Origin of the sequence: Chroococcidiopsis sp. (assembly GCF_051657925.1) — a bacterium.
Lineage (GTDB): Bacteria > Cyanobacteriota > Cyanobacteriia > Cyanobacteriales > Chroococcidiopsidaceae > Chroococcidiopsis.
Genome location: NZ_JBOFLP010000252.1, coordinates 1 through 16,870 on the forward strand (window position 1 = coordinate 1; position 16,870 = coordinate 16,870).

Genomic DNA, 16,870 nt, shown 5'->3' on the forward strand with positions numbered 1-16,870 from the left:
AATGCGAAAAACGAAAGCACTGCCACTGATACGCAGATTTGGGCGACAGGCGATAATGGGGTAAACTGGGGCGATCGCTACACTAACAATCGCTTAGAACTCAAACTGGATAAGGATAGCTATCAACCTGGGGAAACAGCCACGGTATTAATTCAGTCTCCCTATCCTGAAGCAGAGTTGTATTTGGCAGTTGTACGTCACGATACTCTGTATCGCACGATTATTCCGGTTAAAGGTGGTGCGCCACAAGTTCAATTTCAAGTCACCGCAGATATGTTACCAAACGCCGCAGTCGAAGCGGTACTCGTGCGTCAAGGTACTCCCATATCTCAAGTCGAACCAGGAAGTTTAGAAAATTTGGTAAGAATTGGGTTTGCACCGTTCAAGATTAATTTGGCGGATAAGTATTTAAAAGTGCAAGTGAATCCCGAAAAGCGATCGCTTGCTCCTGGTGAAGCACAAACTGTTGAATTACAATTACAAGATGGAGTAGGGAATCCCCTGCAAGGACAGTTTGCTGTGATGGTAGTGAATGAAGCCGTATTGCAACTTAGCGGCTATCGACCACCAGATCTGGTACAAACAGTATACGCCGAACAACCAATTTCTACTCGCTTTGCCGATAATCGTCCCAATGTTGTATTATCACCCCTGTCGTCTCCCCTCGATAAAGGTTGGGGTTATGGTGGCGGAAGTTCGGCGGGATTGGCAAGTACCCGCGTGCGGACAAACTTTCAACCTCTAGCATACTACAATGGTGCGGTGCAGACAGATGCCAGTGGCAGGGCAAAAGTCACGTTTACTCTACCCGATGATTTGACAACTTGGCGAGTCATGGCGGTTGCTACCGATGGCGATTTGCGTTTTGGAAATGGGGAAGAAACGTTTATTGCGACTAAACCGTTATTATCTAATCCAATTCTGCCGCAGTTTGCCCGTATAGGCGATCGCTTTGAGGCGGGTTTATCAGTCACCAATACTACAGGACAATCGGGAACGCTAGCAATCCAAGGTGCTGTAGATGGTTCCTTACAGTTTGCCGATCCTAATTCTGGTAAGGGCGGGTTTAGCGAAAATGTTGGTGGTAGAACTAGAGAAATTCTACAAAACCCGCCCGTACAAGCGCAATCGGGTACAAGTGCTTATCGTTTCCCCTTTGTCACTAATCGTTCGGGTAAAGCAACGGTAAAATTTACCACGCAATTAAATGGTACGACCGATGCTTTCGCCGTGCCTTTGGAGGTAAAACCATTAGAAATAACAGAACAAGTGGTAAAGTCGGGAGTAACGCGCGATCGCGCTTCCATTCCTTTAAATATAGATAACAATGTCGTCCCCGATGTCGGCGGATTAGAAATTTCCCTAGCAAGTACGCCAATTGCTAATATTACCGCTTCAGTCAAACAAGTTCTAGACGAAGAACAACTGCCATTTTTAGAACCAGCCGCCAGTCAACTTGCGATCGCGGCAAATTTACAAATTCTTTCTCAACAATACGGGCAAACTGTAACTGATTTCAACCCCAGTCAACAAGCAAAAGCTTTAGAACGATTGCAAAAACTCCAGTTACCCGATGGCGGCTTTGCTAGCTTACCTGGCGAGAAAACATCAGATCCTTTTGTTTCTCCTTATGCAGCAAAGGCAATTGCCCAAGCCCAAACAGCAGGATTCGATATTGATGCTAAAATGGTGCGTCAGCTCAGAATATATTTGCAAAAACTCTTAGCAAATCCCAGTCAATACGATTTTTGTAAAGAGTCGCCTTGTAAAGAACGAGTACGCTTAGAAGCAGCGATCGCATTAGCAGAATTAGGGAATAAACAGAATGATTTTCTTGCCGATATTTATAACGGACGCGATCGCTTCGATCTCGTTACCAAAATTAAATTAGCACGATACCTGCATCTATTTCCAGAGTGGCAGCAAGAGGCGAAAATTCTGACGAATCAATTGCAAGAGATTGTATATGAAACTGGACGCAGTGCAGTCGTAAATTTACCTTCCGGTTGGCAGTGGTTGAATTCTCCTACTACAAGTCAAGCCCAAGCCTTACGATTATTTATCGATACTAAGGCAAAGCCGGAAGTTTTAGCTCGATTGTTGCAAGGACTTTTGGGATTGCGAAGAGAAGGAACTTGGCAGACAACTTATGATAATGCTGAAGCACTTGCTGCTTTAGTGCAATACATGCGGGTAGAGACGTTACATGTAAAGTCTCTACAACCCACACCACCTAACTTTACTGCCACCGTGCAACTGGGAGGAAAAAATTTAACTGCGACTCAATTTGCAGGCTATCGCAAACCCAGTGTAGATATTTCCGTACCGATGACTCAGCTACCCCGTGGGCAAAAAAATTTAAATCTAACTTTGAAAAAATCCGGTCGCGGGATGCTACACTACCTACTTGCCTATCGCTATCGCTTTCAGGGAGAACAACCAGGGCGCTTAAACGGACTCAGGGTGACGCGAGAAATTCGTCCGGCTAATGAAACAAAAGCATTGCGGCGAATTGGGTTATATGCGCCTGCCGAACCCTTGACAGTTCCAGTCGGACAAGTGTTTGATATAGGTTTAGAAATAATTAGCGATCGCCCTGTGGATCGAGTCGTAATTACAGATCCTCTCCCCGCCGGATTTGAGGCTGTAGATACGAGTTTCCAAACCGCTACGCCCTACTTCCAATCGCAACAAGATAGCTGGGAAATTGGCTATCAAACAATATACCGCGATCGCGTGGTAGCTTACAGTGACAGACTCGAACCAGGAGTCTATCAACTCCATTATCTCGTGCGATCGGTCACTCCAGGCACGTTCCTTTGGTCTGGTGCAGAAGCGCATTTACAATATGCCCCAGAAGAATTTGGGCGTTGTAGTTCCTCGCGATTAGTAATTCAAGATTCGCAGTGAGATTTCTACCCTAAAAACAACTTATACGCTGGATTTTGACTTTCATCCCAATAATTCAATCCCAGTGTATCGAGAAAGGCTTGCCACTGTTCCATCTCCTGCGGCGGAACTTGCATTCCCACTACGGCGCGTCCGTAGTCTGCCCCGTTGTTGCGGTAGTGAAACAAGCTAATATTCCAATTGGGACTCATGGAACCAACAAATTGCATTAATGCCCCAGGACGTTCGGGAAACTCAAAACGATAGAGTAATTCGTTGCTAGCTAGGGAAGAACGCCCGCCTACCATGTGCCGCAAGTGTAATTTTGTCAGTTCGTCATCAGTTAAGTCAATGGTTTTCAACCCCGCCGCTTCAAAGTTAGCTACCATTTTGGCTGCATCGGCGCGATTTTCAATTTGTACGCCGACAAAAATATGCGCTTCTTTTTCGTCGGCAATCCGATAGTTAAACTCAGTTAAATTGCGCTTGCCAATACATTCGCAAAACTTCCTTAGACTGCCCCGTTGTTCGGGAATTGTTACGGCAAAGATAGCTTCCCGACGTTCGCCCAACTCTGCACGTTCCGCAACAAACCGCAGGCGATCGAAATTCATATTAGCACCGCAGGCGACAGCGACTAAAGTTTGTCCCTGAATTTGTTCTCGTTCTGCATAAGTTTTAGCAGCCGCGATCGCTAATGCCCCAGCTGGTTCTAAAATCGATCGCGTATCTTCAAATACGTCTTTAATTGCGGCGCAAGTATCATCTGTATCCACCAAAATGATGTCATCGACATACTGCTGGCACAACCGAAAAGTTTCTTCTCCGACTTCCCGCACCGCTACCCCATCGGCAAACAAGCCGACTTGAGGCAACCTTACCCTTTTTCCAGCTTTAAGAGACTGATACATCGCATCAGCATCTACGGGTTCTACGCCGATAATTTTGATTTCAGGGCGCAATCTTTTTACGTATGCCGCAATTCCCGAAATTAAACCACCACCCCCAATTGCCACAAAAATTGCATGAATTGGTTGTTGGCACTGTCGTAAAATTTCCATCCCAATCGTACCTTGTCCGGCAATCACATACGGATCGTCAAAGGGATGAATGAACGTCATGCCTTTTTCGGCTTCTAATTGACGGGCATGAGTATAGGCATCATCATATGTATTCCCATGCAATATAACCTCTCCTCCATGAGATTTGACTGCATTTATCTTCACCTGGGGAGTTGTCACGGGCATGACGATAATAGCGCGAGTTCCCAAGTGGCGGGCAGCAAGCGCTACTCCTTGGGCGTGGTTTCCAGCAGATGCAGCAATGACACCTTGTGCTAACAACTCCGGTGCCAGTTGTGCCATTTTGTTATAAGCCCCCCGCAATTTGAAGGAAAAGACTGACTGCATATCCTCTCGCTTCAGCAGGAGTTTGTTGTTTATTCGAGTTGAGAGATTTGCAGCGTATTCTAGTGGAGATTCCTGGGCAACATCGTAGACGCGGGCAGTCAGAATTTGGACGAGATAATCGCAATACATGGGGGAGGCGAGCAAATACCTATGTGAGGATAATTTTACGCTACATTGCGTCCCCGTTTTTGCACAGACTTCGATCCCCCCTAGCCCCCCTTAATAAGGGAAGTTGGGAGGATCTTCGGCGGCGTAGTCACAAAGAATTAACATGAGAATGTTTAGTTAAGATCGCTTCTGCTAGCTGAAAGTTGACGGGCATACCAAAGAAATACCCTTGCGCTTCGTCACACCCCAACTTTTTTAATACAGTTAGTTGATGAGATGTTTCTACTCCTTCGGCGATCGCTTTAATTCCTAAAGTGTGAGCTAGAGTAATAATTGTCCTCACTATTTCACAATTCTTTCCTTCCGCGTCAATCGGACTAACAAAAGAGCGATCGATTTTCAGTGCATCTATTGGAAAACGGTGTAAATAACTTAAAGAGGAATATCCCGTACCAAAATCATCAATACTGAGTTGAATGTTTTGCTCTTTAATTTGGAAGAGAAGTTCGATCGTTTTTTCTCCTCGATCCATCAGCATAGTTTCAGTCAGTTCTAACTTGAGATTTTTTCCATCTAAACCAGTAAAATCTAGAATTTTAACTAATTTCTCGACCAGATCGAATTGCTGAATTTGCTTGCTGGAAAGATTGACGCTGATATATAAAGATGTAGCAGTAGCAAATTTTTGTTGCCAAGCACATAACTGTTGGCAGGCTTCCTGTAAAATCCATTCACCGATCGGTACAATTAAGCCAGTCTCTTCGGCGATCTCAATAAAATTTCCTGGATCGATCAATCCCATTTTTGGATGTTGCCAGCGCAATAAAGCTTCAAAACCTGTCAATTCCCCGGTTGTGACAGAGATAATTGGTTGATAATGTAATAGAAATTCTTGCCGTTCCAATGCACAACGCAAGTCTATTTCTATTTGTGAAAGATGCAACACTCGATCGTACATTTCGCGATCGAAGACTGCATAACGCCCTTTTCCTAAAGCTTTGGCGCGATACATCGCAATATCGGCATCCCGCAGCAACTCATTGACAGTTTGATAAGCTACCGAACCAAAAACAATACCAATACTAGCACCAATATAGACTTTACATTCACCTAAATAAATTGGAGCAGTGAGTTTCTCTAACAATCGTTCGGCAATTGCGATCGCGTCTTGAATATCTTGTAGATCTTCTAATAGAATAGTAAACTCATCTCCACTCAAACGCGCCACAGTATCAACCTCGCGCGAGCATTCTTTTAGGATATGAGAGATAGCAATTAATAGGCGATCGCCAACAGCATGTCCCCAACTATCATTAATAATTTTGAAGCGATCGAGATCGATAAATAAAACGGCACACAAATAATCTTTATTTCTGATAATACGATGTAGAGCTTTTTGCAGATGCTCCATAAATAAAGTTCGATTGGGTAAACCTGTCAGAGCATCGTGTAAAGCTTGATAAAATAGTCTTTCTTGGGTTTGTTTATGCTCGGCAATTTCTCGATCTCTTTGGTTAATAACTTCTTCTAATTGTATAGTTCTTTGTCGAACTTTTTGTTCTAGCTCAAGATTTAATTGACAAATTTCTGCTTTTGCTGCTTGCAAGGCTAATTGATGTTGGATGCGAACTACGACTTCTTCAATTTGAAATGGCTTTGTGATATAGTCTACCCCACCAACTGCAAAACCTTTGACTTTATCGAAAACATCATCCAGCGCACTTAGGAAAATTACGGGAATATTATCAGTTGAAGAATCTGATTTCAGTTTCTCGCAGACTTCATATCCATCCATCTCTGGCATTTTAATATCTAACAAGATGAGATGAGGCGGATCTTTTTTGGCTGTAATTAATGCCATAGCACCATTTTTAGCGCAGCGAACTTTATAACCTCGTTCTATTAAAGCTGTAGATAAAATCCTTAAGTTATCGGGAGTATCGTCAACAACTAAAATATTGACATAATTATGACTTAACTGAGCTTTATTCATAAACTAGCTGCGGCTTGAGCGAAATTCATAATCCGGTCAAAATCAAATTCTTTAACTTCTTGTTGAATAGATTGAGCTAATGCTTGATATTCTGCTGGGATTTGAGACACTAATTGAGCAATTTGTTCTTCGTCAATCAAAGCCGCAGCTTCTGAGAGGTTCATCAGCCATTCATTCGACATAACTGCTAAAGCTTCAGCCGTCAACTTTTCAACAGTTGAAGCTTCAGAAATATTTTTAGAGTAGATCTCTTCATATATATACCGTACGCCTAAAAATTGAGTCATTTTGTCAAAAATGACTTCTTCATGAAAAGGTTTGCGGACAAAATCATCGCAACCAGTCGAAAGAATAACTGCTTTTTCTTCTTCAAAAGTGCTAGCGGTAAGAGCAATAATTGCAGTAGCTTGTCCTTGAAGATGCGATTTAATCTTTTGAGTTGCCTCATAACCGTTCATGACTGGCATTCGCATGTCCATCCAAATCAAATGCGGTTGCCATTGCTGCCATATTTTGATTGCTTCTTGTCCGTTAACTGCTTCTTTAACTTGGAAACCAATTGGTTGTAATAATTTTAGTAAAAGCTGGCGATTCTCCCAGCGATCGTCTACTACTAAGATTCGATATTCCTGTTGGTTTGGTTGGAGTCCAATAACTCTTCGAGTTATTTTCTGTCCGACAATTTTGCTAGTTTCGCTTGCTAAAGCTTGGATATAAAATTGAAAAACTGTACCTTTTCCTAGTTCGGAACTAACAGTAATCTTTCCTCCCATCAATTCGACAAACCTTTTAGCAATAGGTAAGCCTAAACCAGTGCCTTGTTGAGATTGCTTGCCTATGTCTGTTTGCACAAAAACTTCAAATACACTATTGATTTCTGTAGGTGCAATACCTACGCCAGTGTCGGCAACTTCAAAATGAATGGTTATTGGTTGTTGGTCGTTAATTATTGGTTGTCGATCGCCTGCTAATTCTACTCGTAGAGTGACGCTACCAACTGAAGTAAATTTAATTGCATTACCCAATAAATTAATCAGCACTTGCCGTAGTTTTTTGTCGTCAGTTTTAATATATTGAGGGAGATTTTTGCTGCACTCAATTGTCAACTGTAAACCTTTAGATTCTGCTCGGAGTGTCAACATCTCTTTAATCGATTCTAATAAGACATATAAGTCAAAGTCAGTGGAATAGAGAGTCATTTTTCCTGACTCAATTTTGGCTAAATCTAATATGTCATTGATCAGCGAGAGTAAATGTTCGCCACTACGATTGATAATTCTGAGATTTTCCTGTTGCCGATTGCTTAAAGAAGTTTCTCGATTCATCAGTTGGGAAAAACCGAGGATGGCGTTAAGAGGAGTCCGTAGTTCGTGACTCATGTTTGCTAGAAATTCACTTTTAGCGCGATTAGCTAATTCTGCCGCGTTTTTAGCATGTAGTAGTTCTATAGTTCTTTTCTCAACCCGCAGTTCTAGTTCATCGTTAGCTGTTGCTAATTCTTGATTCGCCTTATCCAATTGCTCGTTGACTCGGACAAATTCCCGGTTTTTGCGATCGAGTTCTTGATTGGTTCGAGCTAAATTAGCAAAAGATGCTTGTAATTGTTGCGTCATCTCATTGAAGGAACGCGACAATACTCCTAGTTCAACGATACTTTTGACTTCTACGTGTTGGTTTAAATCTCCTTGAGCGATCGCCGCAGAGGCTTTACTCAAACGTAGAATTGGTAAAGTAATCCAACGAGAAGTCAATAACCCCAACCAAACCGCTACTAATAATGCTATGAGACAGAGAAAAAATGTGATCTGATTGTTGGCATGAATTTGTGCCATGAAATCTGATTCGGGTATGGTAGTTACGACTAACCAATTCAAACCAAATTCATCTTGCCAAGGGACTACGCGAACGAACTGAAGTTCGTCTTGTAATTTAAAATGGAGTTTTTGTTCGCCTTTAATTCTTTGAAAATTACCGAAATTTTGGTTTAAATACTTGGCTGTTGCTTGAATTTGAGCGTCATTGCTATCGAGGGCGCTAAGTCTTTTAGCTACGCCATTAACTAGGGTAAAAGGTTTTTTCGTACTAGAGGAGGCAATCAGTAAACCATCGCGCTCAATAATAAAAGTTTTGGCTGACGAGCTAATTTTTAATTGCTGTAAAAAATTACTAATACTATCTAAAAGTAGCTCGACTCCAATGACACCGACAAGTTGCTTTTTATTATTATAAATGGGTCTAGTGGCGTTAAGAGATATGTATCCAGCTAAATCTTCGCCGTCCCAGTTAGCTACTGAACTCCATGTTGGTTTTCCTGCTTTAACTGCATCCTTATACCAAGTTTCTGTGAGAGGTTCGTAGTCATCGTATACTGCTACTAGTTTATTACGATTACCTTGACTATCTGTAGCATAAGTGTAGTTTTTCCAACTGGTAGCAGGTGAAAGTTCATCTATGGTAACTCCCTGTCCTGCTAGAAATCTTCCAGCAGCAGTAAATTCTCCTGTGGTCAGGGCATAGCCACTGTAAGTTATGTTTGGATAAGTTTGTAGTTGTTTCCAAAAATAATGCCCTGCGGTTTTAAAGTCTTTTAAATCTAATAATCCTAGCTCAATCGCATTAAAATTAACTTGATTAAGTTTTTGAGGAGTTTTTAAATAATTATTGAGATGTTCGGACACTAGGTAACTACTTTTATCCATCAAGCGATCGACAAGAACGTTAACTGCTTGCTGACCGTTTTTAAAAGAAAGGTAGCCTACTAACCCTACCGCACCAGCAATTTGTAACACAAAAGGTAATACCAAGACTAATCGTAGTGGCAGTCCTCTAAAGCTTTTAGCTCTGGAAATATCTTGCTCTTGTGGTGATGCGATTGGGCTAAACAATTTCATAGTTATCCACTGAGAGTACGAGCATCAAAATTGCTGAAATGAACTTTCTAGCTTTAAATCACCCAAAAATGTTCCTAGAATAACATTAGTCAGAGTAAGATGCGATATCTATCTATTTGTGTAATTAAATACTATTTTTTCTAAAAATAATTAATGTATGGTTAGGTTATTTGAAAGAATTGAAAATGCAAGAACTGAGACTACTGTTGTACCTTTATGATAGAAACACTAACTATTATAATCGCGATCGCCTTCATTATTGCTGCGATTTTCATTCATCCTATTCTAATAAAAAAACGTCGCCGTCACTATAAGCAGCTTCCTTTTCCTATACTGTGGAATGCAGTAATTGAAAATAATTTACCAATTTATTATTGTCTTTCCAAAGGCGATCGCCAGCGCTTGCAAGGACACATTCAAGTATTCTTAGCAGAAAAACAATTTATTGGTTGTAATGGTTTACTAGTGACAGAAGAAATGAAAATAACGATCGCTGCTGTTGCTTGTTTACTTTTACTCAATGAAAGAGACGAATACTTTCCAAAATTGCGCTCTATTTTCATCTATCCCAGGACATATTTTGTCAATGAAATCACAAAAACTGGAAGTTATATTGTAGAAGAAAAGCGCGTGGCAAGATTGGGAGAGTCTTGGACGAATGACCAATTAGTCTTATCTTGGGAACAGGTACAATACGATACTCGTAACTGGCAAGATGGTCGCAATATCGTACTGCATGAGTTTGCCCATCAGTTAGACCAGGAAGATGGTGAAGCTGAAGGCGTACCCATTTTGTCACGAAAATTAGATTATCCGATTTGGATGCAGGTGATGACAGCAGCGTATCAGCAACTTTGTCATGACGTACAACGAGGTAGAAAAACTGTTATGGATAGCTATGGAACGACAAATCCAGCCGAGTTTTTTGCCGTCGCTACAGAAACTTTTTTTGAAAAACCACACCAATTACAGAAACAGCATTCAGCACTTTACGAATTATTGCAAAGTTATTATCAACTCGATCCCGTGCAGTGGGTTTAAGGTTATGACAATTTGTAGGGTGCGTTAAACAACGCACCCTATGAGCCAAATTCCTTTCAAGTGCGTTAATTTAACGCACCCTATTAGCTTTCAAGAGGAAGAAGTCATAGCTGCGGTGTCAGAACGACCAACACCAAAAATGCCCTTCCACACTTGTACTAATCTGTAAACAAGCGATCGCCGTTCGATTCCCAAGGCGCGATCGTAGCTAGCATAACACTGCTCGTAACGCCCTAAATAATTTAAAGCTACGCCTTTAAATAACCAAGCCTGTTTGTCTTTAGGGTTAATTGTCAAAGCGCGATCGCAATCTGTTAGCGCTGCTTCATTTTGTCCTAAATGAATCAGTACAACTGCCCGCATCACTAAAGCGGTAGGATTGTCCTCATAAATTGTTATGGCTCGATTTAGGTAATTCAATGCTTCTGTATATTTACCTAAATTGGCTAACTGAGTCCCTTTTTGCTGCCAAATCTTAGCAACTTCAACAGCAGATGGAAATTCATCAATCGAGTTCAATTTGTTATTAGTCGTTGCGGTCATAAAAGTTGTTTAGTAAATGCGTGTTTGGAGTTTTTAACAAAACAGTGAGTACTTATATTTGCATCTCAAGGTTCAGCTCAAACATCAAAAAAGTGCTTTTCGTTACATAAAATCAACATATTTCATTTTCTCTCTGTCAAGTTTAGAGAAAATACTGAAACCACTATGAACTTTTGTTAAAGAGCGATCGCAACTATCACCTATCCAATGCCCGAGTGGAACTCATATACTCAACATTTACAGTAACACCGCGTTCATTCCAAAAAGAATTTTAACTTGTGTATCGAGATTTTTAGCATAAATCGTTTCGATACTTAAAAAAGCTTTATCTAAATGTCTATAAACTAACTCTCAAATCTTTCAGTACTGACAAAAATATCCAAAAACTCAGCATATGATAGACAGATCGTCTGTTCGTATCCATACATATGGTGAGTAGTGAATCAGTTATCTGTGAGTCAGACAAGAGGCAAGTTAATTCCGACTTACGACTTACGACTTACGACTTCTCCCTTCGCCTTCTGCCCGTGAAAATAAGCTTCCATAACCTTTAATACCATTGGAGCGCAAATCTTTCCGCCGCCACCACCAGAGTGTTCGGCAAACGCTACGACCACAATTTCTGGCTTATTGTACGGGGCGTAACCGCCAAACCAAGTGTGAGATTTCTTCTTATAAGTCTCCGCCGTACCGCTTTTACCAGCAGCAGGGGGAATGGTAGGAGAACTCAACGCCCTACCCGTTCCGCTAGCTACGACTTGTCGCAGTCCTTGGCGGACGGTTTGCACGGTGCTTGGTTTGATATTTAAAGACTCCCGCCACTTTTTCGCTTCCTCGTTATCTCGCAGCAAGTGCGGTTTGATGCGGTAGCCACCACTAGCAGGAACGGCGAACATCACGGCAACTTGCAAGGGAGAAACTTGCAAAAACCCTTGACCGATGGACATATTTACCGTGTCGCCCACCTTCCAAGGTAAGTCATAGTTGGCTCGCTTCCATTTATCATCCGCAACTAACCCTTTTGCTTCTTCTGGTGCGAGTTCAATGCCCGTTTTGCGCCCAAACCCAAATTTCCGCGTCCATTCAATCAGAGTTGGTCCGCCAATTCCCCGACCGATTTGATAGAAAAATGTATCGCTACTCCAAGCCAACGCCCCAGGAAAATCGAGTACGCCAAATCCGGCAAGATTCCAATCGCAGAATCGCGTACCACCAATGTTCATGCAACCATAGGTTTGCAATCGCGTTTTAGGCGAAAACTTCCCTGATTCCAAGCCAGCGGTAGCGGTGATGATTTTGAACGTACTTGCAGGGGGGAAACCTCTTAAGGCGCGGTTGACAAAGGGATGATCTTTCTTTTGCAGGCTGCGCCACACGGCGGGGGTGATGCGTTTAGAAAATACGTTGGGGTCGAAGGTAGGACGACTCACCATTGCTAATACTCCCCCAGTACGGGGGTCGAGGGCAACGATCGCCCCTTGGCGATCGCCCAAAGTTTTTTCGGCGGCTTTTTGTAACTCTAGATCGATCGTTAAATGAATGTTCTGACCCGATCTTGCCTTTTTATCGCCTAAATATCGTAAAACCCTACCTTTCCCGTCAACTTCTACCTGTTGTCCGCCCCATTCACCCCGCAGTTGCTTTTCAAAGGCTGCTTCTACCCCCATTTGTCCGATGACATCTCCGAGGCGATAGCCTTCTTTACGTTTTTCAGCTAATGTATTGTCATTCATCTCGCCTGTATAACCGAGAATGTGGGCGGCGATTTGACCGTTGGGATAACTACGAATCGGTTCGATGTAAACTTCTACATCTTTTAATTGATTTTTGTATTCTGCCAAAGCCGTTATTTGGGCGGGGTTAATATCTCGTGCCATCCGAATTAAGCTAGGAGAATTTACCCCGGCTTTATCCATGCGTTGTTGAATTTCGGCGGCTGGCATTTGTAAAATTTGGGCAAGGCGTTGTTTAGTACTATCCCATTCCGGTTTTTGGGGAGCCATAGGCCAAATGTAAACGGAATGAGACAGACGACTAGTTGCTAAAATTCTGCCTTTGCGATCGAAGATACTACCCCGTTCTGGCTGTTTGGGAATCAATCGAATTCGGTTATTGTCCGCCAATTGCCGATTGCGAGTCCCTTCAACGAGCTGTAAATATGCCAGCCGACTGCCAATCCCACCAAACATGGCAACAGTAATCCCTAGCATTAACACTAAGGCTTGGAAACTACGCCCGACAGTGCGGGTCGTTTTCGTCTTGCTGCCATAGGCGGGATAAATGATTTTCATGGGGTGGGATTTACGATATTGGCGCGGTAGCATTTAAGATCTAAGTTACCCACAACTGAGGCGATCGCGCTCAGACAAAGCAGCCTTCATCGATCTCATTTTAATCAATTGGAGTGAGCGTTCGCTCAGCTAATAGCGGGAACAAGTAAATTTATTGGCAGTTCGACAAAATACCGTGCAGACTGGAAGATAAAATATATTACCTGGGACAATACGGATGACGGCTCGAACTGCAACACGGTATACAGGGGGAAAAGTCGGTGCATCGCTGCTTGACGTTGAGCTGCAAAACGTCTATAAGTTTTTTCATCAAGAATTAGCCGTAAACGGGATCGACGTAAATATTCGTCGAGGAGAATTTTTTAGTATTCTCGGTCCCTCTGGTTGTGGCAAAACGACAACGTTACGTTTAATTGCTGGATTTGAACGAGCGGACGCGGGAAAGATATTGATTCAGGGTGAACAGATGAATCGCGTTCCGCCCTATCGTCGCCCCGTCAATACTGTATTTCAAAGCTATGCTTTGTTTAACCACTTAAATGTGTGGGATAACATTGCTTTTGGGTTGCGGTTGCAAAAACTCTCGCGGGTGGAACTGAATAGCCGCGTGGAAGCCGCACTCAAATTAGTAAAGATGGAGACGATGCGATCGCGCTTTCCTGCCCAACTCTCAGGCGGACAGCAGCAGCGAGTTGCTTTGGCAAGGGCATTAGTCAATCGTCCGGCAGTCGTGTTGTTAGATGAGCCTTTAGCAGCACTCGATTTGAAACTCCGTCAGGAAATGCAGGTAGAATTATCCAATCTGCATCAAAATTTGGGCGTGACTTTTATCTTTGTCACCCACGACCAAAAAGAAGCCCTTGCTTTATCAGACCGCATTGCTGTGATGCATCGTGGCAAGATCGAACAAATTGGTTCTCCCAAAGAAATCTACGAACATCCAAGTACGGCATTTGTAGCCGATTTCATCGGCGATACTAACTTATTAGCCGGGAAAATCGTGCATAGCGATCGCTCGACTCTCCAGGTTGATAGTCAGAAGGGATTAAAAATTGTCGTGCAAAGACATGACTATACAGAACCGACGGCAACTTCTGCTCCAGTGATGGTAAGCGTGCGTCCAGAAAAAATCGAGTTGAGCTTGGAACGTCCTACTATTCGCACGAATTGTTTTGCTGGTAGACTACTACACGTCATGTACCTGGGAACTCACGTTCACTACTTAGTAGAATTAGACTCGGGCGATCGCATTAAAGTCTTACAACCAAATACAGGCAACACTTTATCAGACACTGATATACCGATCTACGTTCGTTGGGCGACTCGTGACTGTATAGCTTTAAAAGCCAGTGGAAGCGAATGAACACAAACCATCAGCCAGTACAAAGATTTTCGCGATCGAGACGCAGATTTATTCACATCTCAGTAGCAGCAATTTCTGGACTTGCTTTCACCCGTTGTGGCTGGAGACAGGGAGGAGTCCAACGGGAAACAGCACCAGCAAGTCCAACAGACAAGTTATTTGTCTATACCTGGTCGCAGTATACAGATGACAAACTAATTAAAAACTTTACTGCTCAGTTCAAAGTACCAGTCGTTGCGGACATCTACGAATCAAACGAAGCAATGCTGGCAAAGTTACAAGCGGGAGGAGGAGGAAATTACAGCATCATCTATCCTAGCGATTATATGGTAAGGCGAATGATAGAAATGGGAATGCTCCACGAACTCGACCGTTCGCGCCTCCAAGGTTTAGACCGACTTGCCCCTCAGTTTCAAAATCCGACTTACGATCCGCAAAATCGTCACAGTATTCCCATGAGTTGGGGAACAACTGGATTTGTTTACAATACCCAGCAGTTAAAAGAACCACCTACAGATTGGGAATATTTGTGGAAAAATAGTCGGCAATTGTCAGGACGCATGACTTTAATTGATGACGTGCGGGAAGTCATGGGCGCAACTCTACGAATGTTGGGTTATTCCTATAATTCCAAAGATGAGTCGCAAATTAAACAGGCTTACGAGAAGTTACGAGAACTCAAACCTAGTATTGCTGCATTTGATACCGATGCTTGGCGCAGTCAAATCCTCGCCGGAGATTTAGTGTTAGCGATGGCATATTCCACTGATGGAATTAAAATTTCTCAGGAAAACCCCAATCTCAGATACATCATTCCTGCCAGTGGCACGTCTTTGTGGACGGATACGATCGCCATTCCCAAAACCGCACCCAATCTCGATGCTGCATACGCTTGGCTCAATTACAACTTGGAACCTACGGTAGCAGCAGAAATTTGCCAGCGACAAACCGTTGCCATTCCCAATCAAGTTGCATTAGAACAGTTACCAACTCAGCTGCGCCAAGATACCAATTTGTTTCCTCCAGAATCGGTCTTAAATAAATGCGAACGCATTTCCCCCTTAGGAGATTTTGATGCAGTTTACGATCGCTACTGGACACAACTAACTAGCAGCTAGGGAATCGGAAATTAGGAAACTATGAAGGAAGAAGGAAGAAGGAAGAAAGATGAAGTATGAATAGTTATCGATCGTTGGTCATTGGTCATTGGTAGTTGTTAGATCTCATTTCTAACCCCTACTCCCTATTCCCTACTCCCTACTCCCTTCTACAAACTGTGCCTGTAAAAAAGTCACCACTTCAACTCGATGTAACGTCGAGTCAGGATGCCGAACCACCGCTACCACCGAAACATCCTCGTTGGTGGAATTGGCTAGAACCGACGATTTTTCTAACTCCGGCTGGAATTTGGTTGATATTGTTGCTGGTACTACCAACACTGATTATTTTTGAGTTGAGTTTAGTGCCGGGGTTTCGCCCAGGAAATATCGTCAATCCTAGTGGTGTAGATAACTATATTCAGGTATTTCAACCCCTGTATATGGGAGTGATGGGGCGATCGCTATTTTTAGCTAGCGCTAGTACTATTATTTGCTTGTTATTAGGATTTCCCGTCGCCTACTGGATTGCTTTATTGACTCCTCAACGCTGGCGGACTCTACTTTTATTGGGTTTTGTCTTACCCCTGTGGACATCCTCTTTACTGCGTTCTTATGCCTGGATTACGATTTTGCGACCTACAGGCGTGCTGAACTCTTTGCTTAATAGTATTGGTTTACCCAGCCTCCAGATTCACAATAGCAGTACGGCAGTTTTGATTGGCTTGAGTTACAATTTGCTGCCTTATATGGTCTTGATTCTTTACGCTTCTCTAGAAAGATTAGACCGGAGGTTACTAGAAGCAGCCGCAGATTTAGGGGCAAATCCCGCTGAAACCTTTTGGAAGGTAACTGTCCCCCAAACTTTACCAGGAATTGCCGCAGGTTCGCTGTTAGTGTTCATTACGGCAATTGGTGATTTCATTGCTCCAGAGTTACTCGGTGGTGCATCCAGTATGACAATCGCTAGGTTAATTTATAACCAGTTTTTGGGCGCAACCCAGAACTGGGGATTTGGTTCGGCGTTAAGTATGGTGTTGGTACTAGCTGTGAGTATTGCGATCGCGCTATTAATTAAATACGGCGGGAATAATTCTAATTCAGTGACTAGTACAGTTCGGCAGAAATAAATAGACCATAATGATGGGAGAATAAATAGCAAGCTGAAAAGCTGTTGTGGCTAAATAGTAAGGAATCGAGGTGTGGCAAGATTAACTCCAAAAATATTAAATTTAAGCGATGGCG

The 16,870-nt window shown here is 42.8% G+C and carries 10 protein-coding genes; 5 read left to right on the plus strand and 5 right to left on the minus strand.

The genetic code is table 11. From position 1 onward, the window contains the following. Positions 1-2,910, plus strand: a 2,910-nt coding sequence (locus tag ACRC32_RS20695; RefSeq protein ID WP_438555738.1) for an alpha-2-macroglobulin family protein, incomplete at its 5' end; no start/stop codon positions are given. A gap of 5 nt (positions 2,911-2,915) precedes the next feature. Here ACRC32_RS20695 and ilvA read toward each other — a convergent pair. The 3 genes from ilvA to ACRC32_RS20710 form a co-directional block, all read right to left on the minus strand. Then, entirely contained in the window at positions 2,916-4,427 is a 1,512-nt protein-coding gene (gene ilvA, locus ACRC32_RS20700) for a threonine ammonia-lyase, biosynthetic (protein WP_438555739.1), read from the minus strand. Between the two features lie 127 nt (positions 4,428-4,554). Next, positions 4,555-6,399 carry a two-component system response regulator gene (locus ACRC32_RS20705; protein WP_438555740.1) on the minus strand — a complete coding sequence of 615 codons (1,845 nt, stop codon included), beginning with the start codon at positions 6,397-6,399 and terminating at the stop codon, positions 4,555-4,557. Next, the gene (locus tag ACRC32_RS20710; protein WP_438555741.1) at positions 6,396-9,290 is read right to left on the minus strand and encodes an ATP-binding protein; all 2,895 of its coding nucleotides are present in this window, start codon (positions 9,288-9,290) and stop codon (positions 6,396-6,398) included. Before ACRC32_RS20710 ends, ACRC32_RS20705 begins: the two co-directional genes overlap by 4 nt. Before the next feature lie 216 nt (positions 9,291-9,506). Here ACRC32_RS20710 and ACRC32_RS20715 point away from each other — a divergent pair, with 216 nt between their 5' ends. After that, complete coding sequence (locus tag ACRC32_RS20715) at positions 9,507-10,331, plus strand: zinc-dependent peptidase (RefSeq protein WP_438555742.1); 825 nt, start codon at positions 9,507-9,509, stop codon at positions 10,329-10,331. 90 nt (positions 10,332-10,421) lie between these two features. Here ACRC32_RS20715 and ACRC32_RS20720 read toward each other — a convergent pair whose 3' ends face one another. Further along, positions 10,422-10,874, minus strand: a complete 453-nt coding sequence (locus ACRC32_RS20720; RefSeq protein ID WP_438555743.1) for a tetratricopeptide repeat protein — start codon at positions 10,872-10,874, stop codon at positions 10,422-10,424. Between the two features lie 485 nt (positions 10,875-11,359). Further along, the gene (mrdA, locus tag ACRC32_RS20725) at positions 11,360-13,165 is read right to left on the minus strand and encodes a penicillin-binding protein 2 (RefSeq protein ID WP_438555744.1); all 1,806 of its coding nucleotides are present in this window, start codon (positions 13,163-13,165) and stop codon (positions 11,360-11,362) included. Positions 13,166-13,382: 217 nt separating this feature from the next. Here mrdA and ACRC32_RS20730 point away from each other — a divergent pair, with 217 nt between their 5' ends. The 3 genes from ACRC32_RS20730 to ACRC32_RS20740 all read left to right on the plus strand — a co-directional run bounded on the left by ACRC32_RS20730 (position 13,383) and on the right by ACRC32_RS20740 (position 16,755). Next, entirely contained in the window at positions 13,383-14,528 is a 1,146-nt protein-coding gene (locus ACRC32_RS20730; protein WP_438555745.1) for an ABC transporter ATP-binding protein, read from the plus strand. Beyond that, a complete protein-coding gene (locus ACRC32_RS20735; protein WP_438555746.1) occupies positions 14,525-15,646 on the plus strand; it encodes a polyamine ABC transporter substrate-binding protein in 1,122 nt (373 codons plus the stop codon). The genes ACRC32_RS20730 and ACRC32_RS20735 overlap by 4 nt, the downstream gene beginning before the upstream one ends. 158 nt (positions 15,647-15,804) lie before the next feature. Then, positions 15,805-16,755 carry an ABC transporter permease gene (locus ACRC32_RS20740; RefSeq protein WP_438555747.1) on the plus strand — a complete coding sequence of 317 codons (951 nt, stop codon included), beginning with the start codon at positions 15,805-15,807 and terminating at the stop codon, positions 16,753-16,755. Positions 16,756-16,870: the final 115 nt, after the last annotated feature.

Coding starts and splice junctions, on each gene's coding strand:
- ACRC32_RS20730 (WP_438555745.1), top strand. CDS start 13,383: ATGACGGCTCGAACTGCAACACGGTATACAGGGGGAAAAGTCGGTGCA.
- ilvA (WP_438555739.1), bottom strand. CDS start 4,427: ATGTATTGCGATTATCTCGTCCAAATTCTGACTGCCCGCGTCTACGAT.
- ACRC32_RS20735 (WP_438555746.1), top strand. CDS start 14,525: ATGAACACAAACCATCAGCCAGTACAAAGATTTTCGCGATCGAGACGC.
- ACRC32_RS20710 (WP_438555741.1), bottom strand. CDS start 9,290: ATGAAATTGTTTAGCCCAATCGCATCACCACAAGAGCAAGATATTTCC.
- mrdA (WP_438555744.1), bottom strand. CDS start 13,165: ATGAAAATCATTTATCCCGCCTATGGCAGCAAGACGAAAACGACCCGC.
- ACRC32_RS20720 (WP_438555743.1), bottom strand. CDS start 10,874: ATGACCGCAACGACTAATAACAAATTGAACTCGATTGATGAATTTCCA.
- ACRC32_RS20705 (WP_438555740.1), bottom strand. CDS start 6,399: ATGAATAAAGCTCAGTTAAGTCATAATTATGTCAATATTTTAGTTGTT.
- ACRC32_RS20715 (WP_438555742.1), top strand. CDS start 9,507: ATGATAGAAACACTAACTATTATAATCGCGATCGCCTTCATTATTGCT.